The 24,769-nt window shown below is 32.8% G+C and carries 21 protein-coding genes and 1 pseudogene; 12 read left to right on the forward strand and 10 right to left on the reverse strand.

What is annotated here, in order from left to right:
• Window positions 1-29: 29 nt before the first annotated feature.
• The 3 genes from AC061E_RS06000 to radC are packed head-to-tail and all read right to left on the reverse strand — an operon-like array spanning window position 30 to window position 2,169.
• Window positions 30-779, reverse strand: coding sequence for a hypothetical protein (locus tag AC061E_RS06000; RefSeq protein ID WP_478285434.1), 750 nt, complete (start codon window positions 777-779; stop codon window positions 30-32).
• A 1-nt stretch (window position 780) separates the two neighbouring features.
• Window positions 781-1,467: a YjjG family noncanonical pyrimidine nucleotidase gene (locus tag AC061E_RS06005; RefSeq protein WP_478285435.1), complete on the reverse strand. Its 687-nt coding sequence runs from the start codon at window positions 1,465-1,467 to the stop codon at window positions 781-783.
• 9 nt (window positions 1,468-1,476) lie between these two features.
• Window positions 1,477-2,169 carry a RadC family protein gene (gene radC / locus AC061E_RS06010; RefSeq protein ID WP_478285436.1) on the reverse strand — a complete coding sequence of 231 codons (693 nt, stop codon included), beginning with the start codon at window positions 2,167-2,169 and terminating at the stop codon, window positions 1,477-1,479.
• Between the two features lie 107 nt (window positions 2,170-2,276).
• Here radC and AC061E_RS06015 point away from each other — a divergent pair, with 107 nt between their 5' ends.
• Window positions 2,277-2,843: a DUF1287 domain-containing protein gene (locus tag AC061E_RS06015; RefSeq protein WP_478285454.1), complete on the forward strand. Its 567-nt coding sequence runs from the start codon at window positions 2,277-2,279 to the stop codon at window positions 2,841-2,843.
• A gap of 137 nt (window positions 2,844-2,980) precedes the next feature.
• Here AC061E_RS06015 and AC061E_RS06020 read toward each other — a convergent pair whose 3' ends face one another.
• The 3 genes from AC061E_RS06020 to AC061E_RS06030 form a co-directional block, all read right to left on the reverse strand.
• Entirely contained in the window at window positions 2,981-3,439 is a 459-nt protein-coding gene (locus tag AC061E_RS06020; RefSeq protein WP_478285437.1) for a GNAT family N-acetyltransferase, read from the reverse strand.
• A gap of 8 nt (window positions 3,440-3,447) precedes the next feature.
• Window positions 3,448-4,857: a UDP-N-acetylmuramate--L-alanine ligase gene (locus AC061E_RS06025; RefSeq protein WP_478285438.1), complete on the reverse strand. Its 1,410-nt coding sequence runs from the start codon at window positions 4,855-4,857 to the stop codon at window positions 3,448-3,450.
• 61 nt (window positions 4,858-4,918) lie between these two features.
• Window positions 4,919-5,569: a tetratricopeptide repeat protein gene (locus AC061E_RS06030; protein WP_478285439.1), complete on the reverse strand. Its 651-nt coding sequence runs from the start codon at window positions 5,567-5,569 to the stop codon at window positions 4,919-4,921.
• Window positions 5,570-5,812: 243 nt separating this feature from the next.
• On the opposite strand from AC061E_RS06030, the gene AC061E_RS06035 reads away from it, so the two are divergent.
• The 3 genes from AC061E_RS06035 (at window position 5,813) to AC061E_RS06045 (ending at window position 13,945) form a co-directional block, all read left to right on the forward strand.
• A complete protein-coding gene (locus AC061E_RS06035; RefSeq protein ID WP_478285440.1) occupies window positions 5,813-6,802 on the forward strand; it encodes a glycosyltransferase family protein in 990 nt (329 codons plus the stop codon).
• 209 nt (window positions 6,803-7,011) lie between these two features.
• Window positions 7,012-7,473, forward strand: a complete 462-nt coding sequence (locus tag AC061E_RS06040) for an Mpo1 family 2-hydroxy fatty acid dioxygenase (protein WP_478285441.1) — start codon at window positions 7,012-7,014, stop codon at window positions 7,471-7,473.
• Window positions 7,474-7,684: 211 nt separating this feature from the next.
• Complete coding sequence (locus AC061E_RS06045) at window positions 7,685-13,945, forward strand: alpha-2-macroglobulin family protein (RefSeq protein ID WP_478285442.1); 6,261 nt, start codon at window positions 7,685-7,687, stop codon at window positions 13,943-13,945.
• Window positions 13,946-14,010: 65 nt separating this feature from the next.
• Here the strand turns inward: AC061E_RS06045 and obgE are convergent, their stop codons facing one another.
• The 4 genes from obgE to hpt all read right to left on the reverse strand — a co-directional run bounded on the left by obgE (window position 14,011) and on the right by hpt (window position 17,519).
• A complete protein-coding gene (gene obgE, locus AC061E_RS06050) occupies window positions 14,011-15,012 on the reverse strand; it encodes a GTPase ObgE (protein WP_478285443.1) in 1,002 nt (333 codons plus the stop codon).
• A 64-nt stretch (window positions 15,013-15,076) separates the two neighbouring features.
• Window positions 15,077-16,351 (reverse strand): hemolysin family protein, encoded by a 1,275-nt coding sequence (locus AC061E_RS06055; protein WP_478285444.1) that lies wholly within the window; start codon window positions 16,349-16,351, stop codon window positions 15,077-15,079.
• Window positions 16,352-16,403: 52 nt separating this feature from the next.
• Window positions 16,404-16,976, reverse strand: coding sequence for an adenylate kinase (locus AC061E_RS06060; protein WP_221916351.1), 573 nt, complete (start codon window positions 16,974-16,976; stop codon window positions 16,404-16,406).
• Between the two features lie 12 nt (window positions 16,977-16,988).
• The gene (hpt, locus tag AC061E_RS06065) at window positions 16,989-17,519 is read right to left on the reverse strand and encodes a hypoxanthine phosphoribosyltransferase (protein WP_086454167.1); all 531 of its coding nucleotides are present in this window, start codon (window positions 17,517-17,519) and stop codon (window positions 16,989-16,991) included.
• 106 nt (window positions 17,520-17,625) lie between these two features.
• Here hpt and AC061E_RS06070 point away from each other — a divergent pair, with 106 nt between their 5' ends.
• The 8 genes and pseudogenes from AC061E_RS06070 to AC061E_RS06105 form a co-directional block, all read left to right on the forward strand.
• Window positions 17,626-18,159, forward strand: coding sequence for a HEAT-like fold family protein (locus AC061E_RS06070; protein ID WP_478285445.1), 534 nt, complete (start codon window positions 17,626-17,628; stop codon window positions 18,157-18,159).
• A gap of 103 nt (window positions 18,160-18,262) precedes the next feature.
• Window positions 18,263-19,417 carry a 5-(carboxyamino)imidazole ribonucleotide synthase gene (locus tag AC061E_RS06075; protein WP_478285446.1) on the forward strand — a complete coding sequence of 385 codons (1,155 nt, stop codon included), beginning with the start codon at window positions 18,263-18,265 and terminating at the stop codon, window positions 19,415-19,417.
• A 122-nt stretch (window positions 19,418-19,539) separates the two neighbouring features.
• Complete coding sequence (locus tag AC061E_RS06080; protein ID WP_478285447.1) at window positions 19,540-20,829, forward strand: AAA family ATPase; 1,290 nt, start codon at window positions 19,540-19,542, stop codon at window positions 20,827-20,829.
• 3 nt (window positions 20,830-20,832) lie between these two features.
• Entirely contained in the window at window positions 20,833-21,411 is a 579-nt protein-coding gene (locus AC061E_RS06085; protein ID WP_478285448.1) for a hypothetical protein, read from the forward strand.
• Between the two features lie 10 nt (window positions 21,412-21,421).
• Window positions 21,422-21,907, forward strand: a complete 486-nt coding sequence (purE, locus tag AC061E_RS06090) for a 5-(carboxyamino)imidazole ribonucleotide mutase (protein ID WP_221916346.1) — start codon at window positions 21,422-21,424, stop codon at window positions 21,905-21,907.
• Between the two features lie 23 nt (window positions 21,908-21,930).
• The gene (locus AC061E_RS06095; RefSeq protein ID WP_478285449.1) at window positions 21,931-22,158 is read left to right on the forward strand and encodes a hypothetical protein; all 228 of its coding nucleotides are present in this window, start codon (window positions 21,931-21,933) and stop codon (window positions 22,156-22,158) included.
• A 327-nt stretch (window positions 22,159-22,485) separates the two neighbouring features.
• Entirely contained in the window at window positions 22,486-24,510 is a 2,025-nt protein-coding gene (locus AC061E_RS06100) for a M3 family metallopeptidase (RefSeq protein ID WP_478285450.1), read from the forward strand.
• An 11-nt stretch (window positions 24,511-24,521) separates the two neighbouring features.
• Window positions 24,522-24,769: pseudogene (locus AC061E_RS06105) on the forward strand (SanA/YdcF family protein); the annotation flags it as partial.

A 24,769-nucleotide genomic window follows, 5' to 3' on the forward strand; every position in this document is an offset into this window, starting at 1 on the left:
CTTTCTATGAAAAAGAAGTACTTTATTTTCTAGAATTTTACATTTATTTTTTCTGAAACCAATACATCATTTTTATAAAATTCAAAAAACCATTGATTCTCTTTTAAAATTAAAGAACCTTGAATATCACCCTTAATGGCTATAAATGAGTTCTGCTGAGAAGTTTTAAGCAATTTCATTACTACTTTTGGACTGTTGTCAATTAACTGATAACCCGTTGCAGTAGCTTGAGCATATAGCATAGTGGAATCAAAATCTGGTATATCGAAAGTAGAATTAGGAACAGGCATATTTTGAGTAACTTCAAGCGAAATTGGGACTGTTTTTACAACTGTATTCTGTGTTTTAGATTCACTACCATTATACTTATATGACAAACTATAAATTGATTTAAAGGCATCATTTAAAGCTTCGGCAAATGCAACTTTAAAATCTTTCTCTCTACTTTTGCCAATTTCAGATTTAAAAATGAGCTTATCATCACAATCTTTCAGGGTTATAAAAAGTTTGGTAATTAAAAATCCATTTTCCTTTTCAACATCAATAAAAAGTAAATCACATCTATTATTATAAGGTGTAGGTATTGATTCTATATTGTAAAAAGCAACAAATCCAGCTTTTTCTAAGTTAAATTTAGTTAATGTGTTCAATCTATATTGATTTTCAATCTTTAACCAATCATATTTTACGGGAACAATTACCGCTTTGTAATTGTTTACCGATTGGCCAAAAGAAATACTTACGAATAAAAGTAAAATGCTTACTGCTAATTTTTTCATCTTATAAAAATTTTTTAAGTTCTAATAAATGGTTAATTTGTTTGATATCGCTCTCAACTTCGATACTACTTTCATTAAAATAAATTGCGTCTAATCCAGCATTGAGCGCTCCTAAAACATCGGCATCATAGCTATCTCCTATCATGATACTTGATGCAACAGCAGCATTAGCTTGCGTTAGCGCATAATTAAAAATACCTGGATTAGGTTTTTTCACACCAGCCATTTCAGAGTTTGTTACTGTTTGAAAATAACTTTCAATTTTTGCATTATACATTTTTCTGGATTGCACGTCGGCAAAGCCATTTGTAATAATATGCAAATTGTATTTTGGCTTTAAATACTCTAATATTTCAAATGTTCCGTCAAATAAATGATTACTATCTGGTAAAAGTTTGATGTATTCATCAGAGATTTTATTGATTTGAGCATCCGAAATTGAGTAATCAATAGCATCAAAAGAATGTTTCAATCTGTTATAACGCAATTCCTCATGCGTAATTTTGTCAAACTGATATAATTTCCAACATTCTTGATTTATAGGTACATATTTATCAATGAATAGCTTAGGATCAACATCAGGGTGCATGTTTTTAAAAATAGTATTGAAAGTAAGTTCTGAATTTTTATCAAAATCCCACAATGTATGGTCTAGATCAAAAAAAACATCCGTTAATTTTGTTTTCATATTTTGTGATTAAATTATGCCTTCATCGGCAAAGCTAAAATAACTGTTTTCAGTCACTATAAGATGATCTAGAACTTTAATTTCTAAACTTTCTCCTGCTTGTTTTAATTTTTTGGTGATGTGTTTATCTGCATCACTGGGCACAAGTGTTCCTGAAGGATGGTTATGGCATAAAATTAAGGCTGTTGCACCATTTTCAAGAGCTGTTTTAAAAACAATTCTTACATCAACAAGTGTTCCAGTAATACCTCCTTTACTCAGTTGAGATTTCGCAATAATTTTATTAGAGTTATTCAAAAAAATAATCCAAAATTCTTCGTGTGGCAACTCTCCTATTACAGGTTGCATGATCTCAAAAATAACTTTACTTGAGGTTACTTTTTTTAATTCGACTGTCTCTTCGGATCTACGACGCCTACCCAACTCAAGAGCTGCAATAATTGCAATAGCCTTTGCCTCTCCAATCCCCTTAAAAGTGGTTAATTGTGCTAAGGATAATTTCCCTAATGCATTTAAATTATTGTCAACACTGGATAAAATTCGTTTGCTTAAATCAACAGCGGACTCATTCCGACTGCCTGACCCAATCAAGATGGCTATTAGTTCTGCATCGCTCAAAGCATTTTTACCTTTGAGCATCAACTTTTCGCGCGGCCTATCATCTTCGGACCAATTTGTGATGGGAAAATTAGTTTGTTCCAAGTCGTAACTTTTTAAAATTAAGCATAATACAATAGTAAAAATAGCGTTATTTTTATTAAAGATAAAAAATGAAGACAATTTATTTCTTACTAATTATTAGCATTTTAATGCCTTATGAATCAAAGGCGCAGCAAGGCAGACCAAATATTTCGTTTGAAACACGACTTTCAAAAGCGGCTTTATCCATTATAAACCCCAATGTAATTTATGATCCAACGTATAAATCCATACCCTATCCTAAAGGAGATGTATCTAAAAACAAAGGAGTTTGTACGGATGTAGTCATTAGAGCTTACCGAAAGTTGAATATTGATTTACAAAAAGAAGTACATGAGGATATGAAAAATCATTTTTCGAAATATCCCAACTTAAAAAAATGGGGCATGAAAAGGACTGATACAAATATAGATCACAGAAGAGTTCCAAACTTAGAGGTTTTCTTTGAAAGAAAAGGCAAAAAGCTATTGGTGTCAGATAAAGCTCAAGATTACAAAACAGGTGATATTGTTACGTGGATGATTAATGATAAACTTCCTCACATAGGCATTGTAACATATAAAAAAACGAGTGACGGCATGCGCCCATTACTAGTTCATAATGTAGGAGCTGGACAAGTACTGGAAGACTGTTTATTTAAATATAAAATAGTGGGGCATTATCAATATGAAAAATAGGCTAAATATCTAAATCTTTCATTTAGATTACAGATTTTCGCATAACTTCTTTTTTAAAATATAGTGCTCACTATTTTAAAAATTTAAAAGAAAATATAATTCACATTATCAAAAAACTAATTTTGAAACGCTAGCCTTTAAATTTCTTTTCGCATGCAAATGCTGTTTTGCAGTCCTTCATACGGAGGATAATTGGGAACAATCTTGTAGCCTACCTTTTGATACATCTGTATTGCAGCAGTTTGCTTGTACAACGTTTCTAGTACCGAAAGAGAAAATCCTAATTCTTTGGCCCACGATTCGAGTTCTTGCAACATTTGTTGTGCTATACCTTTACCGCGCATTAGGTCCGCAACAAACATTCGTTTTATTTCAATGGTATTTTGATCGTATTTTTTAAAACAAGAGCAAGCCACGGCCACTTCATTATGGTATACCAAAGCCACATTGGGATTAAATTCAATAGTGTTATTTCCCCAATAATCTGATTTTAACTCGGGATAAGTTTCCCAGAGACTTTTATCTAAAGCTTGTATCAGTTTTATGAAATCGGGATTTTCACTTGTTGTTTTTATGATCTTAACTTGCTCTTTCATATTAAAAACTACTGGATTAAATTTTTTACTTCGTCAAAATTTAATCCTCCATAATTACCGGAACTCATCAACAACAACGCCGAATTTTCTAAATCAAGGTTAAACAAATAGTCTTTAAAATCTTGTGGATTGGTATAAATAATCAAATCTTCTCTGTTAAAAGCTTTGGCTATTTGATCATAAGTTACTTCTTCAAGTTGTTTGATTTTTACAGCATCTGGCGAGTAAAACACAACTGCTACATCTGCATATTCTAGCGCTCCTTCATATTCTTTTAAGAACTCAGCATTCAAACTACTGTAGGTGTGCAATTCTAAACAAGCTACTAATGTGCGATTTGGGTATTGTTCTTTTACGGCTTTGGTTGTGGCTGCTACTTTACTTGGGGAGTGTGCAAAATCTTTGTAAGCCACTTTCCCTTTTCCTTGGGCTATTTTCTCTAGACGCTTACTTGCACCTTTAAAGCTAGCAATTGCTTCGTAAAAATCAGCTTCATCAACGCCCATGTTTTGGCAAATCCATTTGGCACCAGCCAAATTATTTAAATTGTGCGCACCAAAAACTTCAATTGGCATGTCCCCTTCTGGAGTTTCTAAAAGTGTTATTCCATCACTCACTGTATATTGTGGTGTAGCATAGGCTAATTTACGGATCGGATTTGTGGCAGCCTCAGCAACGCGTTTCACTTCGGCATCGTCTTCGTTGTAAACTAATATTCCACCGTTAGTAATTTTATCAATAAAAATTTCAAACTGCTCTACGTAATTTTCGTAAGTCGGAAAAACATTTATGTGATCCCAAGCAATACCTGAAATTAGGGCAATATTAGGTTGATACAAATGAAATTTAGGACGCCTATCTATAGGAGATGATAAATACTCATCCCCTTCAAGTACCATAAAATCATTTTCTTCGGTCAAGTGCACCATCGTATCAAAACCCTCAAGTTGCGCTCCTACCATATAATCTACAGCAATATTATGATAATGCATCACGTGCAAAATCATAGATGTTATAGTAGTCTTTCCGTGAGAACCTCCTATCACTACGCGAGTTTTGTTTTTTGACTGCTCATATAAAAATTCTGGATAAGAATATATTTTTAACCCTAAAGCTTGCGCTTGCAGTAATTCAGGATTATCAGCTTTGGCATGCATACCCAAAATAATTGCTTCAATATCTTGTGTTATTTTTTCGGGAAACCAACCCATCTCTTGCGGAAGTAATCCTTTTTTTTCTAACCTTGATTTTGAAGGCTCAAAAACTGCATCGTCACTACCTGTAACTTTATATCCTTTGTTGTGCAATGCAAGTGCCAAGTTATGCATGGCACTACCTCCTATTGCTATAAAATGAAGATGGTTAGATTTATTTGAACTTAGTACCGATGGGTTAGAATTTGGATGTTTAGTTTCCATATTTGTATTTTTCTGAATTTTATTTGCTCATTGGCCACAGCCAAATAAGGGAGTGAGATTACTATGTTTTCTTTAATTTATGTTTGTATAAATTATCTAATTTTTGGGGACCTACTTTTGAACTACCCGCCTGAATGGCTTTTTTGTATTGATTTTCTGCAGCAGCGTATCGTTCAAAATATTCATCAATATGCCCTCTTGAAAGGTAGCCGTCTACAGGTGATAATTTTGCTAATTCATTGGAATATTTAATCGCTTTAGACTCGCTTCCGCCAACAATTCCAGGCAACTGAATATACAATTCTATCAATGCCCATCGGGAGTCAATATGCTTTGGATTTAATACAATGGCTTTTTCAAAGGAACCTTTTACTTCATCAATCATTCCAAGCGCTTTAAACTTATTCACGGTCTTCGCTTTCATTCCTAAGGCACCACCATATTTATAATGATAATCTGCCTCTGTTGGCTTTAGTAATTTGAGCTTTTTATAATACACTATCGCTTTGTCCCATGATTTAGATTGACCCGCAATATCGCCCAAGTATTCTATAACCTTAGTATCAGCAGGATTGGTTTTCAAAATGCCTTCAAAAAGAACTTCTGCCTGACTGTATTTTTCTTCCTTGAAAAGTTTCTCTGCTTTTTCAAAATTGGATTGAGACCACATCATCATTGGTAGCAATAAAAAAGAATAAAGAATTTGTTTCATTTTTCAAAAATAAGAAATTTATATAAGGATGTGAAAAGATTATTTGCCAACATTGCAACTAAAAGTATAATGAAATGGAAAACTTAAAAAAACTTTCTCATAACATGTTGCTATTACTTTAGCTAGAGATTATATGTCATGTTATTTATACTACTACTTCACAAACAAAGTTCTTGCCACAAAGTCAACTTACTATAAATGAATTAGTAAAAAGACTCTATTTTTCGCAACCAAAAAAACAATATGAAAATATTTTATGCCATTCAAGCCACAGGAAACGGCCACATCAGTAGAGCTACACAATTATATCCTTATTTACTTCAACACGGAACAGTAGATTTTTTCTTGAGCGGTAACAATGCTAGCTTAGATCTAAAAATACCAATTCGATATAAAAGCAATGGTTGCAGCTTGTACTACAGCAAGTGCGGTGGACTCGATTACTGGAACATCGCAAAAAATATCAAACCACGCCAAATCTACAAAGAAGCTGATGCACTACCACTTAAAGACTATGATGTGGTAATCAATGATTTTGATGCCATCACATCACTAGCTTGTAAAATGCAAAACGTCCATTCGGTTCAATTGGGACATCAAGCCAGTTTCCTCTCTAAAAACACTCCCAGACCCGATAAAAAAAACATCATGGGCGAACTCATTTTACAGCATTATGCTAAAGCGCCAAAGAACATTGGCTTGCACTTTGAAAACTACGACAGCTTCATAAGGCCTCCCATGATCAAGGACAAAATAATTGAAGCCAATCCCCAAAATTTACAACATATCACTGTTTATTTACCATCGTTTGACCAAGACTGTATCGAAAAAGCGTTTCAAAAGTTACACGATGTAACATTTCATTGGTTCCTTAGTAGCGTAACTCACAAACACACCATTCAAAATATTACCTATTATCCCGTTAACCAAAAACAATTCAATAAAAGCCTCATCACTTGTGACGGAATTATTACGGGCGGAGGTTTTGAAACTCCAGCCGAAGCACTATACCTCAAGAAGAAAGTATTGAGTATACCAATTCGCAATCATTACGAGCAAGAATGTAACGCCGCAGCATTAAAAAAACTTGGCGTTCCGGTAGTGTACACCGTCGATAAAGAATTTGATAGTATAATTTCAAACTGGCTAAACCTCAAAATTACCTATCCCGAAATGCAGGCCAATAACATTCCTGAAACGCTTCAATACCTTTTTGACACCTATCGAGATTAAAATTAGTTTTGGGGAATGCCCCGCAAAAAAAGCGGGTCGGGCTATACAGTTCAATCTTTTTTGCGAAAAAAATGCAAAAAAGGATTTCCCTTTCTATCCCTCATTCAAAAACGGCTATAAATAGTTACAACAACATTATATCCAAACAGCAAAAAATAAAATATTTTAGTAAAATCTAATTTATTTATTACTTTAGTAAAAAATAAATTATGAAAAAACTAGCAGAATGGTTTGAAGAATATAGCGTAAGCCACAAGAACCTGACCAATAAAAAGATTCATTATATCTGTGTACCACTTATCTTTTTCTCAGTAGTTGGTTTGTTTATGAGCATCCCGAGTGGTGTTTTATCTCCCCTAGCCTCCCTAAATCCAGCACTTGCCAATTGGGCTTTTGTAGCATTACTACTTGTTTTGTTTTTTTACTTTAGGCTTTCCTTACTAATGGGTTTAAAAATGACCTTCTTTACAGGTATTTGTCTAATCGGAAATTATTTAGTTTCCCAATACGTACCACTAGTTTGGTTTTCTATAATTGTATTCACCGTAGGATGGATTGGACAATTTTATGGCCACAAAATCGAAGGTAAAAAACCATCCTTTATCAAGGATTTACAATTTCTTTTAATTGGTCCTGCATGGGTAATACACTCGGTGTTTAGCACCAAATAAGAATGATATAAAAAAGATATTTTTCCACTTTGTTTCTTCAAAAGAGTAAATGGAGAGGAGCAAAAAATTATAAAACAGCAACTTAAACAATAAAGTTGCTGTTTTTTTTATGCCTAGCAGTCCCAAAAAAAATCTAGTAAAACTCTTTATAAATTGCATTCAAAAAAAGTGTAATTTGTAGCGCAATTCAATCAAGATAAAAATTCAATAGATGCAACTATTTACCATGAAAAAATACATCTTAACTTTGTTTTTTGTGACAGTAACCGCCTTCTCTCAGCAGTATGAAAAAAAATGGTCACAAATCCTAGCCCAAGAAAATAAAGGCAAAATAAAAACAGCAAGTGAACTAGTAGATGCTATTTATAAAAAAGCAAAAACAGAGAATAATGAAGTTCAAATCATTAAATGTTTTTTTTACAGGTCAAAATACCTGCAAGTTCTTGAAGAAGATGCACAAAGCAAAATCATTCACAATCTTAAAACCGAAATCAATACCGCAACGATACCTTCAAAAGCAATTTTGAATTTAGTTTATGCAAAGTGTTTGAGCGATTATAATGAAGAATATGAAAATTTTGGGGTAGCCGTTGTGGATTCATCCTCACTCGAAAATGAAAATAACAAAAATCTAATTGATAGTGCAACAGTTAATGGCTATAATACTTCAGAGGACATTGAGAAAATATTCGAAAAAACATTAGAAAACGAGGCTACTTTAAAGACTACAGCTCTTACTAATTACGAATCCATTTTTAATTTTTTTACTTTAGAAAAATTAAAAAAAGAAAATCTGTTTGATTATTTGTTAAAAGAAAACATTGACTTTTACAAATTAAAAATAAATGAATGGCAGTTTGAAGCGAAACAATTTGAAGCGAATAAAGATAACTTATTGGGAAATACTGATACCTTTTTAAAATTAAACCTTGATTTTATAGAAGATGAAAGTTTAAAAAAAGTGCTTTCCTTGTATCAAAAGCTAGAAGCTGATGCACCAACTATTGAAAACAAATTAGAGCGCATACTATTTTGTTTTAACTACCTTTTAAAATCTGATGAAAACTTACTGACTACTTTACTCGACTTAGAAAAACTATCAAGTGAGAATATTCCATTACAAAAAATTAAATTAGAAAAAGCTACCATTTTCGGCAGATTAGCATCTAAAGAGACACATCCCGATTATAACAACAAAGCGTTAGCCGAATTAGAAAGCGTTTTAAAAACTAATGATAATTCAAATACCTTCAAACTGGCACAACAAGCCAAGGAAGAACTACTTTCAAAAACCATTCAAGTTGAACTGCAACAATACATTTATAATAGAGAAAATACAAGAGCATTTATTCGATATAGAAACACCAACAATTTAAAGGTTTCTTTTTTTAAAATAAGTAATAATAAAAAAGAAGAATTTTACCAAGAATACCAAAAAAGTGACAGTTTGGCTAACCAAATTGTAACTAATAAAAAACCATTACTAACAAAAAGCTACGAACTACTTGACAAAAAAGATTATTTTGAATACACCACCGAGGTACTTCTACCACAATTAGAAACAGGTAGTTATTTGGTCTATTTTGAAAGTGATAATGAATCCAAAGAGACAAAAGGATTTGGGTTTGAAACCATCACAGTTTCGAATATTTCAGTCTTGGCAAATACAAAAGATGGCACTGAACATTACACTGTTTTAGACAGAAAAACGGGAAAACCACTTGAAGACGTTACTATAAAAATAGTAAATAAAACCCTAAAAACAGATAAAAACGGACTCGCTTTCTATAAAAAAGAAAATTACAATCAAGATTACGAACCTATACAATTCTCAACAAAAAACGACACCTTATTCATCCAAAAAGGATATTTATATAACAGTTATGATTATAAAAAAATAGAAGATAAAAAAATTGTTAGAAAAGTTGAATTTTACCTGGATCGAGCTATTTACAGACCTGGACAACCGGTTTATTTCAAAGGAATTGCATTTCAAAAAAATAAAGACCAATCCAATGTTGTTCCCAATACTTCTTTCCTAATAAGCATTCAAGATCCTAATTACAACAACCTAAAAGAATTTGAAGTTACCACAAATGAGTTTGGTTCTTTTTCTGGTGAATTCATTTTGCCAAAAACTGGCTTGACGGGAAATTTTAGAATTCAAGCAAAACACACTGCAGCTTACACCAAAAATATTTCTTCTGACATTACTGGAGACGAACAACCTTTGTTAAACAATGTTACTTTAGAAAACTCATCTACTTATTTTAAAGTTGAGGAATACAAACGTCCGAAGTTTGAAGTGACTTTTGAACCTAAAAAAGAAAGCTTTCAGGTGAATCAATCAGTTACCGTAAAAGGAACTGCCAAAGCATTTGCCGGTAGCACGATTTCGGATGCCAAAGTAACATACACCATAACTCGTTTTACGAATTCTTTCAGAAATTATTATAGTAACGAGCCCGAAGAAACTTTAATTAGTAGCGAAACCAAAACAGATGCTTCTGGCAAATTTGTGATTGATTTCATTGCAAAACCGTCTAAAAATGCAATTAAGGAACAGCTTCCTATTTTCAATTATCGAATAAACGCAAGCGTTACCGATATTAATGGAGAAACACATACTGCCGTTACCACTATTAAAGTAGGCTACCATGATTTGGTATTGAATGCTTTTACTGCAAACAGCATAGAAACGAAAGACAAAAATGAAATTACCCTAAGCAGCACAAATTTAAATGGAGAATTTAAAGCTGCAAAAGGAGAAATTAAATTGTATTTCGTAAATCCGTTTCAAAATAAATTCAAATCTAGAGTTTTCACACAACCCGACATCGCTACTATTTCGGATGCCGATTTTGAAAAATTATTTCCTTACGAAGTTAACCAATCTGAAACTTCCAAAAAACCAACTGAAATCTTACTGTTTTCTAAAAAAATAGATACTGAAAAGGACAAAAACATCGCACTCGATTTCATTACTGATTATCAATCTGGAAATTATAAAGTTGTATTTTCGGCCAAAGATAGTTTTGAAAACCCTATCGAAACTGTTTCTAATCTCTCAATCATACAAAGCAAAGACAAGTTCAACCCAAATAAATTATTTACTATTGAGCAAATCAACAAAGACCCAAAAAAGGATGGTTTTGTAACCGTTGAAATCCGCTCTGCATTAGACTCATTACATATTCATACTACTGCCAATTATAAAAACGGCACTTTTAATGAACAAGACATTGTTTTAGAAAACAAACAAGCTACAGTCACTATTCCCCTTCAAAAGGATTTCGAAAAGTCTCTAAAAGTTGGTTTCCAAAGTGTATTTGAGAACCAAGCATTTACGGAACAACTAGAAGTTGCATTAAAATATGAGGAACCTAAAATGGAAATTTCAGTGGAAAGTTTTAGAAATAAAATTCAGCCTGGAACTATTGAAAATTGGTCATTCAAATTGAATGCTTCTAATACTAATTTGGAGGCTGAAATTTTGGCTTCTATGTATGACAGCTCTTTAGACCAGTTTACTAAAACGTCGTGGGACGCATTAAATTTTAATGATTTTAGTAGAAATAATATCTACTTCAAAACAGGTTTAGGATTTGACAAAACGTATATCTATTTTCAGAATTTAAATTTAGATTCAAATCCTTTAAATCTTCTAAATGAAGTTACTCTCCTAAAATGGTTTGGCTTTAATTTTAATGAATCAACTTATGGAAATGGAATGTCTTTCTATGACATAAAAGATAAAAAACTTGGAAGTGAAATGATTAAAGGAGATCCTGATGCAGTACTATCTGAGGAACCATTAGGAAGAGGCATCGCAGCAGCAGTTGAACAGGTTAGTGAAACCCCGCCAGCTCTTAAGGTTGATATGGTAAAATTCAAAAAACCTATTGTCATTCGGGGAAATAGCACTTCATCTGAACGAAATGGTGCTTTATATATAGTAGACGGAAAACCTATGAATGATGCACAAATAAAATTAATTAATCCATCAGATATTCTTTCGATAGAGGTGCTAAAAGCCGACAAAGCCACCGCATTATACGGCGAAAAAGGCAAAAATGGTGTTATCATCATCACTACCAAAAAAGCACTTGAAGCCTTAACACAAGTAAAAGCAAGAAAAAATCTTTCTGAAACTGCTTTCTTTTACCCACATCTAAAAACCGATGACAAAGGGAAACTGAGTTTCAGTTTTAGTGCACCAGAGGCTTTAACCAGTTGGAAACTCCGTTTGTTAGCGCATAACAAAGCCGCTGTTTCAGGGTATTTAGAAAAAATGACCGTTACTCAAAAAGAACTGATGATTACTCCTAATTTTCCTCGTTTTTTTCGAGAAAGAGATTCAATCGTGATTACAGCCAAAATTGCAAACATCACCAATGAAACTAAAAAAGGAATGGCTGTTTTACAACTTTTTGATGCTACTACCATGCAAGCAGTTGATGTTAAAATGGCAAATAATAACACCGTCAAAAACTTCACTATTGCAGCATTTGGAAACACATCTGTAAGTTGGAAAATCTATATTCCTGAAGGTTTACAAGGAGTTCAATATAAAATAGTAGCAAAAGCTGGAGATTTTTCGGATGGCGAGGAAAACATTGTACCTGTTTTAACGAATAGCATGCTTGTCACGGAGAGCATTCCAGTTTGGGTTAGAGACAATTCTAAAAAAGAGTATTCACTTGAAAATTTAAAAAACAACACCTCTACTACTTTAAAAAACCATCAATTTACCTTTGAGTACACCTCAAATCCTACTTGGCTCGCCATACAATCCTTGCCATACTTAATGGAATACGAACACGAATGTGCTGAACAAACATTTGCACGTTTCTATTCGAATGCTTTAGCGTCAGAAATCATTTCAAGCAATCCAAAAATTGAAAGTCTTTTTAAAACTTGGACAGCAAACAAAAAAACTGACTCCAAACTGGAGGAGAATGAAGAATTAAAGTCGATAATCCTAGCCGAAACACCATGGATCAATGATGCAAAAAGTGATGCCAAAAAAAAGAAAAACCTAGCTTTACTTTTTGATTTGGAGAAAATGAAAAGTGCGCAAGAAATTGCTTTTTCCAAATTAAAACAGAAACAAAAACCTTCCGGAGGTTTTGGCTGGTTTGACGGCGGAAATGAAAGCGAATACATTACAAGACATATCTTAGCAGGTCTAGGGCATTTAACAAAATTAAGCACAACGACTAACAGTACTGAAAAAATAGAACAAATTGTTAAAATAGGTATTCCATTCTTAGACAAAAAGTTTTTAGAGCAACATAAGAATAGAATAACAATATCAACTCCATCAGAAAAAATAATTTGGCACAATCCATACTCTGAATTGCATTACCTGTATACGCGTAGTTTTTATGTAGAGCAGCAACCTCTTTCTGATACGATAAAGAAAGCCACAAAATGGTATATAGAAACTGCAAAAAAAGATTGGCTTTCCTATTCCTTGTACGAAAAAGGTTTGGCAGCAATAACATTAAATCGATTTGGTGAAAAAGATACTGCCAATAAAATAATCGAAAGTTTAAAAGAAACTGCCTCTAACAATGAAGATTGGGGTATGTATTGGATTGCAAACAAGGCAGGCTGGTATTGGCATCAAGCACCAATTGAAACGCAAGCTTTGCTCATTGAGGCTTTCGCCGAAGTGACAAACGACAAGAAAGCAGTAGACGAAATGAAAGTTTGGTTGCTAAAAAACAAACAAGTAAAGAATTGGCCTACCACAAAAGCATCTACCGAAGCTGTCTACGCACTACTAATGCAAGGAACTGATTGGTTGAGTGTAAAAGACAATACCGTGATCAAAATTGGCGACGAAAAAATACTTACCAAAAAACTCTCCGAAAACGAAAAAGAGGCCGAAACTGGTTATGTAAAACTCAACTGGAAATCAGATGAAATCAAAAAAGAAATGGGAAACATTACCATTCAAAACAAATCAAATGTCCCTGGATTTGGCGGAATCTATTGGCAATATTTTGAAGAATTAGATCAAATAAAAAATAATTCGGGAGGTATTTTATCGGTTGCAAAAGAATTATTTATCAAAAAAAACACAGCTAATGGTGATGTTTTGCAAAAAATAAATGTAACAATTCCATTACAAATTGGAGATTTAGTTACCGTAAGATTAATCATTACGGCAAAGGAAGACATGGAATTTGTTCATTTAAAAGACCTAAGAGCCTCTTGTTTTGAACCAGTAAATGTACTATCTGAATACCAATACAAAGGAGGATTAGGATTTTACAACAGTACAAAAGATGCTGCAACTCATTTCTTTTTTGACTCTATAAACAAAGGAACCTATGTATTAGAATATGATATTCGCGTCAATAATGCGGGAGTATTTTCAAATGGAATTACAACTATTCAAAGTATGTACGCCCCAGAATTCAGTAGTCATACCAAAGGGGTTCGTGTAAAAGTTAAAAACTAAATATATGCCACAAAAAAAATCCGCTTCAATTTCTTGAAGCGGATTTACTATTTTAAAAAGTGAAATTAGTCGTTTAACATTTTCCACAATTTGTCTTTTAATTCTGTAAGCCCTTGTTGCGCTACAGAAGATATAAACATGTATGGAATGTCTTTAAAAGATGCATCCAGTTCTGTTTTCAATTCAGCCTTTAATTCATCATCAAGCATGTCGCATTTAGAAATCACTAATAAACGCTCTTTATCTAGCATTTCTGGGTTGTACTTGGTCAACTCATTCACAAGAATATCATATTCCCCTTTGATATCTGGTGTATCAACAGGAACTAAAAATAACAATGTAGAGTTACGCTCAATGTGTCTTAAAAAATAATGTCCAAGACCTTTACCCTCAGCAGCTCCTTCAATTATTCCAGGAATATCAGCAATCACAAAAGATTGAAAATCTCTGTACGCCACAATTCCTAAATTAGGTTTTAAAGTTGTAAAAGGATAATCAGCAATTTTTGGCTTAGCCGAAGTCAAAACAGATAATAAAGTTGACTTACCCGCATTAGGAAAACCAACTAAACCTACATCAGCAAGTACCTTCAATTCTAAAATAACATCCATTTCTACTCCTGGTAAACCTGGCTGAGAGTATCGTGGCGTTTGATTGGTTGAGCTTCTAAAATGCCAGTTTCCTAATCCACCTTTTCCACCGCGTGAAAGGACTTGTTTTTCGCCTTCCTCAGTAATTTCAAATAAAATTTCTCCTGTTTCCTTATCTTTTACAACAGTACCAAGTGGCACCTCTATGTATTTATCATCTCCATCAGCACCAGTACTCCTATCTCCACTTCCATCTCCACCATTACCTGCTTTGATATGTCTTGCAAACTTGAGATGAAACAGCGTCCATAATGCTTTATTACCTACTAGATAAACGTGTCCACCTCTTCCACCATCACCACCATCTGGCCCACCATATTGTATGAACTTTTCTCTATGCAAGTGCGTAGATCCTTTGCCACCTTTTCCAGATGAAACATATATTTTAACGTAATCTACAAAATTTCCCTCAGTCATTTTTTTTAGTATTCAGTTTCAATTCTAGTTTAAATAGTAATCAACTAACTAGCGTAAAACTATTTTAATCTTTTAAGGCTTTCACCATTACTTTATCAATCTTCACACCATCCATATCGATAACTTCCAATTCAAATTTTTGCCAAATCAATTTCTCACCTTGTTTGGGTATGTGCGACAGTTCAGTCATTATTAAACCACTTAGCGTAGTTACTTCATAATCATTTATTAATTCGTCTAATTCAAAATAAGTCAAGAAGTCATGTAACGAATAATGTCCATCAACTAGCCACGAACCATCTTCTCTTTCTATCAATTGAAAATCATCCTTATAAAAATCAGAAGCATCACCTACCAATGCTTCAAGAATATCATTCAATGTAATTACTCCTTGAAAAACGCCATATTCATCAGATACAAATGCATAATGAATCCCTGATTTCTTAAAATTTTCTAGCGCGACATAGGCCGTTGTTTGCTCCATCATAAAAGGAGCTTCCGTCATGATTGATCCTAGATTAAACTCATCGTTTTCAAAATGAGCAAAAATATTTTTTAAGTTAACCACACCTACTATGTCATCGTAATTTTCATTAAAAACGGGATAAATAGAATGCAACTCTTTAAGCATAAACTCTCTAACCTTTTCTTTATCTGCATGAAGTGGTAAAAAAACAACCGACTTGCGATGCGTCATTAAAGAATTGATTTTTCGGTCCCCAATATGAAAAACACGCTCCACAATATCTTGTTCAATTTCTTGAACTTCTCCACCCTCAGTTCCTTCCTTAATAATAGCTTTTATTTCTTCCTCGGTTACTTTTCCATCAGCTGTTGGTTTAATTTGCAAAACATCTAATAAAAAATCTGTAGATGTAGTAAGAAGCCAAATAAAAGGAGCTGTTACAATAGATACCATTTTCATTGGCAAAGCAACTGCCTTAGCAATCCCTTCTGGATGATTTAGTCCTATTCGTTTAGGTAATAATTCCCCTAAAACTAAAGAGAAAAAAGTCAATACTACCACAACTAAACCTACTGAAACTGGCTGTGCGTAGGGTTTTAAAAATTCAAAACCACTTACAAAAATTTCTACATCTTGAGTAATCTTATCACCACTGTAAATACCCGTTAAAATCCCAATCAGAGTAATACCTATTTGTACCGTTGATAAAAATTTATTGGGAGAATTTGCAAGGTCCAATGCTATTTTAGCACTTTTATTGCCTTTTTTTGCTGCTGTCTCTAATCGGTTTTTTCGAGCTGAAATCAATGCTATTTCTGACATTGAGAACACTCCGTTTAGTAATATCAGAAAAAATATTATTAGTATTTCCAATTTTTTAATGGATTCGTTTATATCTCTTGTTCTGCGTATTTGAAATTATCAATTATAAATTATCAATCACTGCACTTACTCTTTCTGTAATTTCAGCAATGGAACCAATCCCGTCTACGATGAAAAACTTGTTTTGATTTTTATAAAAATCCATCAAAGGAGCGGTTTTTTCATTGTACTCTTGGTATCTGTTTCTGATTTTTTCTTCGTCTTGATCATCAACTCTACCACTTGTTTTACCTCTTTCAAGTAAACGCTGAATTAAAATCTCGTCGTCAGCCTCTAGCGCTACTGTAGCTGCAACTTTTGACCCAATAGATTCTAAAAAAACATCTAATGCTTCTGCTTGAGAAAGTGTTCTTGGATACCCGTCAAATAAAACACCGTTTGTATCTGGATGTTTATTTACTTCATCAATTAGCATTTTAGTAGTTAATTCATCAGGTACAAGATCCCCAGCATCCATGTAAACACGAGCTTGTTTGCCTAACTCGGTATCATTTTTTAAATTAAATCTAAAAACATCACCAGTTGAAATGTGAGTTAACTTATATTTTTCTTTTAAAAACTCTGCTTGAGTTCCTTTTCCAGCTCCTGGTTTGCCAAATAAAACGATATTAATCATGTTGTTTTGTAGTTATTCTTTTAATTTATATACTTCAGGTAAGTTTCTTCCAAGTCCGTCATAATCTAAACCGTATCCTACAATAAATTTATTAGGAATTCGAATTCCGATGTAATCAATTTTGATGTCTTTCTGGTATGCTTCAGGTTTAAAAAAAAGTGTTGCAATTTTAAAATGTTTGACATTTTGTTTTTTAAACAATTCTTTTAATTCTACCAAAGTATTTCCCGTATCTACTATATCCTCAATAATAACCACAGATCTACCGGTAAAATCTTGATTAATTCCTATCAATTGCTTTACCTCATTCGTTGAAGAAGTACCCTCATACGAAGCCATTTTTATAAACGAAACCTCACATGGTTTTTTATATTGTTTTACAAAGTCAGCTACTACCATAAAAGCACCGTTAAGCACTCCTACAAAAATAGGAGTTTCATCAGCAAAATCTGCCTCAACTTGTGATACCATTTTAGCTATGGCAAAATCAATTTCTTTTGCCGAAATAAATGGAACAAATTGTTTATCGTGAAGTTGTATCATTATTTTTGTATTTAAAATAATGGGCAAAGATAGCAATTTCTCACTTTACATCTTAGAATAATTGTTACAAGAATAGGTATACTTTAAAAATTAAAATAATTCATTTATGGTAAATCAAGAGTTATATCAAAAAATACAAGAAAGCACGGCTCATGTGGCTAGTAAAGAAGTAAATTCTCATTACATTTTGAGCAATCCAGACTTGATGCCAGATTTTTTTAAAATTGTTCTTTCACCCTTAGACAAAAACAATCATAAAGCTTGTTGGATCTTGGAAATGATTTTAGAAAAAGACTTGCATCTACTTTTCAATTATTTAGATCAATTTTGTGAGACCTTACCTTTATATACAAACTACAGTACCTTGAGATCTATATCAAAAATTTGCATGTTTCTATCAATGCATGCTTCCCTTACCGAAAAGCAAGAAAAAATCTTGATAGAAAGCAGCTATGACTGGCTCATAGATCCTGATGGAAAAGTAGCCACAAAGGCTTATGCCATAAGAACACTTTACCAAATGGGTAAAAAAAACTCAGAAGTACATGCTAATCTGGCCAGAATACTAACTGATGATTACACTAAATATTCATCTGCTTACAAAGCAGTTGCTAGAGAAATCATGAAGAAAATTGCTTAGTATTTTTCGGTTTGACCATTAACAAGTATCTTTGCAGAACATACAACTACTACTTACAAATAACTGCAAAACTTTATTTGTAAAGAAATAAAACAACAACACAATGAACTACTTTTCATCTGATTTCAAATTAGGAATTCTAGGAGGCGGACAATTAGGCAAAATGCTATTGACCGATACCCGAAAGTTTGACATACAAACCTTAGTTTTAGAACCAAATGAAGAATCACCTGCAAGATACAGTTGCAATGCTTTTTACCAAGGAAGTTTAATGGATTATGACACCGTTTATCAATTTGGAAAAATGGCAAATCTATTAACTATTGAAATTGAAAATGTAAACTTAGATGCTTTAGACGCACTAGAATCTGAAGGTTTACCAATATTCCCATCGCCAAAAACATTGCGAATGATTCAGAATAAAGGTCATCAAAAAGATTTTTATGTCGAAAATAACATTCCAACTTCACCTCATCAACGATTTGTAGATTTAAATGATTTGAGAAAATCATTAGAGAAAGACGAATTAGAATTTCCTTTTGTATGGAAATGTGCTCAATTTGGCTATGATGGAAACGGAGTAAAAGTGTGCCGTTCAGCAATTGACTTAGTAAAATTACCAGATGTTGAATGCATAGCGGAACAAATGGTTCCGTTCAAAAATGAGTTGGCAGTTATTGTTGTTCGTTCTGCTTCGGGCGAAGTAAAAACATATCCAGTGGTTGAAATGGAATTTCATCCCGAGGCCAATCAAGTTGAATATGTAATTTGTCCAGCTCGAATCGATGATAATGTGGCGCAAAAAGCAATCGAAATTGCACTAAAAGTTTCTGAAGCATTTGATCATGTTGGATTATTAGCTGTAGAAATGTTTCAAACCGAAGACGATGAAATTTTAGTCAATGAAGTCGCTCCAAGACCACACAATTCCGGGCATTATTCCATTGAAGCGAGTTACACCTCTCAATTTGAAAATCATTTACGCGCCATTTTAGACTTACCTTTAGGAAATACGGATAGCAAAGTTGCTGGAATTATGGTAAATTTGGTTGGCGAAGAAGGTTTTTCGGGTCCAGTAGTTTATGAAAATATCGAAAAAATAATGGCAATTGATGGCGTTACACCTCACATTTACGGCAAAAGAGAAACAAGACCTTTCCGAAAAATGGGACATGTTACTATTGTAAATGAGAACATGATTGAAGCGAGGAGAATTGCGGAGGAGGTTAAGAATAGTATTAGAGTGATTAGTATTTAGTTTCAGTTGACAGTCACAGTTTGTTGTAGTAATAAAAAGTAGCACTAATCAGTTTTTCAGTAGCAGTTACAACACTTTACAAAAGCTATTGTTTTTTAATTAAATTTGTAAAAATCCAATAAATGAAAATTTCAAAATTACGTATAGACCAGTTTAGACATTTAGAAAATCTAGATTTTGATTTTACGTATCAAACAGGCGAACGTAGAGGTCAAATTTTAGACAAGATATGCTTTATTGGACAAAGTGCTACTGGGAAAACTGGTTTACTAGAATTGATTTATGATTATTCTTCAAATATTCTTAATCTGGAAGTGGTAGATGGTAATTCATTAAGTGGATTAAGAACTTCTGTAAAGGAAATAGACGGGGCAGTTGAATTTATCATTAAGAATGAAACACTTTCATTAAGAAAAAAAGAGATTTTCTATAAAAACAGGAATTACATAGATGAAAGGAAGGGAGGAACTGTAACAGATTTAATACCTCAAAACTACAAAAAAGATATTTTTTACTTCAAAGCAAATTTAATTTCTACCAAAAACATTAATCTATTTGAGAAGAATCCCGTTGATCTAATTGAAAAATATAGTGCTGAACTTTTTCATATAGAAGATTCGTTTAAATCCAAAGACTCTTATGGAATGCTATTTGACGAAGAGGTAGAAAGCACAATTTGGTTATTTATTCTAAATGAAATTTTAAAGTATCGTAAAAATTTCACACAAAAAATGTCCGAATTAATCCACAAAGGACTACTTGCTGACACTAAAAAATTAAACACCGAATTTTTAAATTGGCAAAAGGAAAACCCAAATAAATTGGAAGATTTCGCAGAAAAATTTAATCCCATTTTAGAAAAATTAAATTTGGAAGTAGACATAATTAACACCGAATTTTCAATACCTATAAAAAATAAAAAAAATGACGAAATAATTCCAATCCAAAATACAAGTACAGGAACAAAAGGACTATTATTATCATTCTTGCCCTTATTCAAATTTAACACTGTAGATTCAATTATTCTAATAGACGAACCGGAACGTTCCTTATATCCAGATATGCAAATGGATTTGATGGATCATTACCAAAATCTTGCTCCGGATGCCCAATTTATTGTTGCCACGCATTCTCCATTTATAGCAGCATCTTTTGAGGCTGATGAACGTTTTATTTTGTATTTTGATGAAGAAGGAAAAGTAGCGGTTCGAAGAGGAAGTTCTCCTATTGGTGACGATCCAAATGATATGCTTTATAACGATTTTGGCATCAATTACATAAATAAATTTGGTCAAGCAAAATATGATGAATATTTAGACTTAAAGCAAAAGATATATTTTGAGAAAGATGAAAACATCAAAAAAGAATATTCTGAAAAACTAGAAAAAATTGGGGAAGAATATAATTTTTAAGATATGAAGAGAATTTTAAAAAATCCTGATTCTGAAATCATTACCTCCGCCATTATTTACAAAAAAAGTAATAACAAAAAATTAGCTGCCATTTTATTAAAAGAACAAAAGAACTTCTGTGCTTATACCGAAGAACACATTGGTCCTAATGATGCCGTAGACATTGAACACTTCAATCCTTTACTAAAATATTTAGAAACAGATAATTACCAAAATTGGTTTATGGTAAAACACAAACCAAACAATTTAAAAAGAACCACTTGGATTGAACCTATTTTACATCCAACTTCTGTAGATTTCGAACAAAGATTAATATATTTTGATGGCTATTTTCTAAATCAACCCGAAGATATTGAAACTAAAAATCTAATTGATTTATTAAACCTTAATGATGAAATCTTTGTAAAAAACAGAAAAAAATATATTGAAAGAAGAAAAGAGAGAATCAAAGAAAAAGCTATTTCTGAAAAAGAATATTTTCAAGAAAAAATCAATTCAGAACTCGATTCTATTAAATATTTAAGAGCCATTCAAGAAGAATTCAATATTGAAATTTGGGATATGATTCCAGAACCAAAATAAATAAAACAAAATGAGCAAAGTAGCCATCATAATGGGAAGTATTTCGGATATGCCGGTAATGCAAGAAGCCATCGACATATTAAAAGGATTTGACATCGAAACTGAGGTTGATATTGTTTCGGCACACAGAACACCTGAAAAATTATTTGATTTTAGTAAAAATGCTCACAACCGAGGTATCTCAGTAATCATTGCTGGTGCTGGTGGTGCGGCGCATTTACCTGGAATGGTTGCCTCTATGTCGCCACTTCCTGTTATTGGCGTTCCTGTAAAATCGAGTAATTCTATTGATGGTTGGGATTCGGTTTTGTCAATACTTCAAATGCCTGGTGGCGTTCCAGTAGCAACAGTTGCGCTTAACGGAGCCAAAAATGCCGGAATCCTTGCCGCACAAATCATAGGTAGTCACGATCAATGTGTGTTAGACAAAATCATTTTTTATAAAGAAGGATTAAAACAAGCTGTTGATAAAGCGGCATCTGAATTGAAAAAATAATTATCTTTAATAAAAAGAAAACTATGAATATTCAAACTTCAAAAATTGAGTTAGCCAAAGTTATTTTGGATATTGAAAACCCAAAATTGATTGAAGAAATTATTCATTTGATTCAATCTAAATCTACTTTAACCGAAAAACAAAAGGCAGCCATCGATGAAGCCATTTTTTCTTTAGAAAACAAGGAAGGGATTGCTCATGATATGGTCATGGAGGAAACCAGAAATCGCTATTCGAAATATTTCAAATAGTGATTGTTATTTGGTCGCCACAAGCAAAAAAAGACTATTGATAAAACATTGATTATCTTGAAGCTGAATGGTCATTTCAAGATGTTGTAAATTTTATAGACAAAGTAGACAACACAATAGCTCTATTAGTAAATAACAACATTGAATTTATTTCTACAAATTACAAAAACGTAAACAAAGTTGTAATTACGAAACAAATAACGCTTTATTACAGAATAAATTCTAATACCATCGAATTACTCCGATTTTGGAATACGTACCAAGATTTAGAAAATTTTAAACTTTAAAACGTAAGGACAGTTCCGACTTGTCCCTTCAAATAAAATTATGAAAACACTTACCTCAACATTCAATACCAAACACAATACAGCGCCATTTTCGGCAATAAAACTAGAAGATTACAAACCTTCTTTTATCGAAAACATCGCTGCTGCAAAAGCTGAAATTGATGCCATCATTACTAATTCTGATGTTCCAACATTTGAAAACACGATTATTGCTTTAGATTTTGCTGGTGAACAATTGGATAGATTATCTTCAATTTTCTTCAATTTGAATTCAGCTGAAACTAATGACGAAATGCAAAAAATCGCTCAAGAGGTTTCTCCGTTGTTGACTGAATTTAGTAATGATATTGCCTTAAACGAAGATTTGTTCAAAAGAGTTAAAGCTGTTTATGATCAAAAAGATTCGTTACCATTAACTACAGAACAAGCGACTTTATTAGATAAAAAATTCAAAGGATTTTCTAGAAATGGAGCCTTATTGAACGAAGAAGACAAATTAAAATTACGCGAAATTGACACCGAATTAGCCAAAATTAAATTGACGTATGGCGAAAATGTTTTGGCTGAAACCAATAAGTATCAATTGCATATTACTAACGAGGATGATTTAAAAGGCTTACCGGATGATGCCAAAGAAATGGCCGCAAGTTTGGCAAAATCAAAAGAGCTAGAAGGTTGGGTTTTTACTCTTGATTTCCCGAGTTACTTGCCTTTTGTGACTTACATTGACAATCGCGAATTACGAAAAGAAATTGCCATTGCTGCCGGAAAAAAATCATTTCAAGACAACGAATTCGATAATAAAGAAAACGTAAAACGCATTGTAAAACTGCGTCATAAACGTGCTAATTTATTGGGATACAAATCACATTCTGATTTTGTTTTGGAAGAACGAATGGCGCAAAATCCTGAAAAAGTACTTTCGTTTTTGAATGATTTATTAGAAAAAGCAAAACCAGCAGCCCAAAAAGAGTTTGCTCAATTAACCGCTTTCGCAAAAGAACTTGACGGAATTGATCAATTAGAAAAATGGGATGGCGCTTATTATTCTGAAAAATTGAAACAAAAATTATTCAACTTTGATGATGAGATTTTAAAACCTTATTTCAAACTAGAAAATGTTTTAAACGGCGCTTTCACCATTGCCGAAAAACTATTCGGAATTACTTTTAAAGAAGTTTTTGATATTGACAAATATCATGAAGATGTTCAGACTTTTGAAGTGTTGGATTTCGAAAGACAACTAGTGGCTATTTTTTATGCTGATTTTTTTCCAAGAAAAGGAAAACGAAATGGCGCGTGGATGACATCATATAAATCGCAAGCTATAAAAAATGGAATCAATGAAAGACCACACGTTTCTATCGTTTGTAATTTCACACCGCCAACAGAGACTAAACCATCTTTATTAACTTTCAATGAAGTAACTACCTTATTCCATGAATTTGGTCACGCCTTACACGGAATATTAGCCAATACAACTTATCCAAGTTTGTCTGGAACTTCAGTGTATTGGGATTTTGTGGAATTGCCAAGCCAAGTAATGGAAAACTGGTGCTACGAACCGGAAGCATTGGCATTGTTTGCAAAACATTATGAAACGGGTGAAGTTATCCCTCAAGAATACGTAGAAAAAATAAAAGAAAGTGCGAGTTTCTTAGAAGGAATGGCAACATTAAGACAGATCAGTTTTGGACTTTTGGATATGACTTATCACGGAAAATCTCAAATAATTGAAGATGTAAAAGCTTTTGAAAAACAAGCAATGGCAGGCACAAGTTTATATCCTGATGTTGCTGAGAATTGCATGAGCACCTCGTTTTCACATATTTTTCAAGGTGGTTATTCTTCTGGATATTATAGTTACAAATGGGCCGAAGTTCTAGATGCGGATGCGTTTGCTTATTTCCAAGAAAAAGGAATTTTCAATAAAGAAGTTGCTACAAAATTCAAAGACAACGTCCTTTCTAAAGGTGGCACCGAATTACCAATGGAATTGTATAAAAAGTTTCGTGGTCAAGAACCAAAGGCGGATGCGTTGCTAAAACGCGCTGGGTTGATTTAAATTTATTTGACATGAAAAAATTCATAAAAAGACATTTTAAAAAACTATTTTTCATTTCAATTGTTGGGTTAATTCTAGTTTTAGGAATAAACTTCTATGTGAGATCAAAAACTAAATCATTAATTTTTTCTAATGAAAATGAGATCCATACAACTAATGTGGGTATTATTTTTGGAGCAGGAATTAACGGAAATAGACCAAGCAAATATTTAAAAGATAGACTTGATGCAGGAATACAATTGTACAAATCAAAGAAGAT

This window comes from Flavobacterium sp. GNP011, from assembly GCF_056428925.1.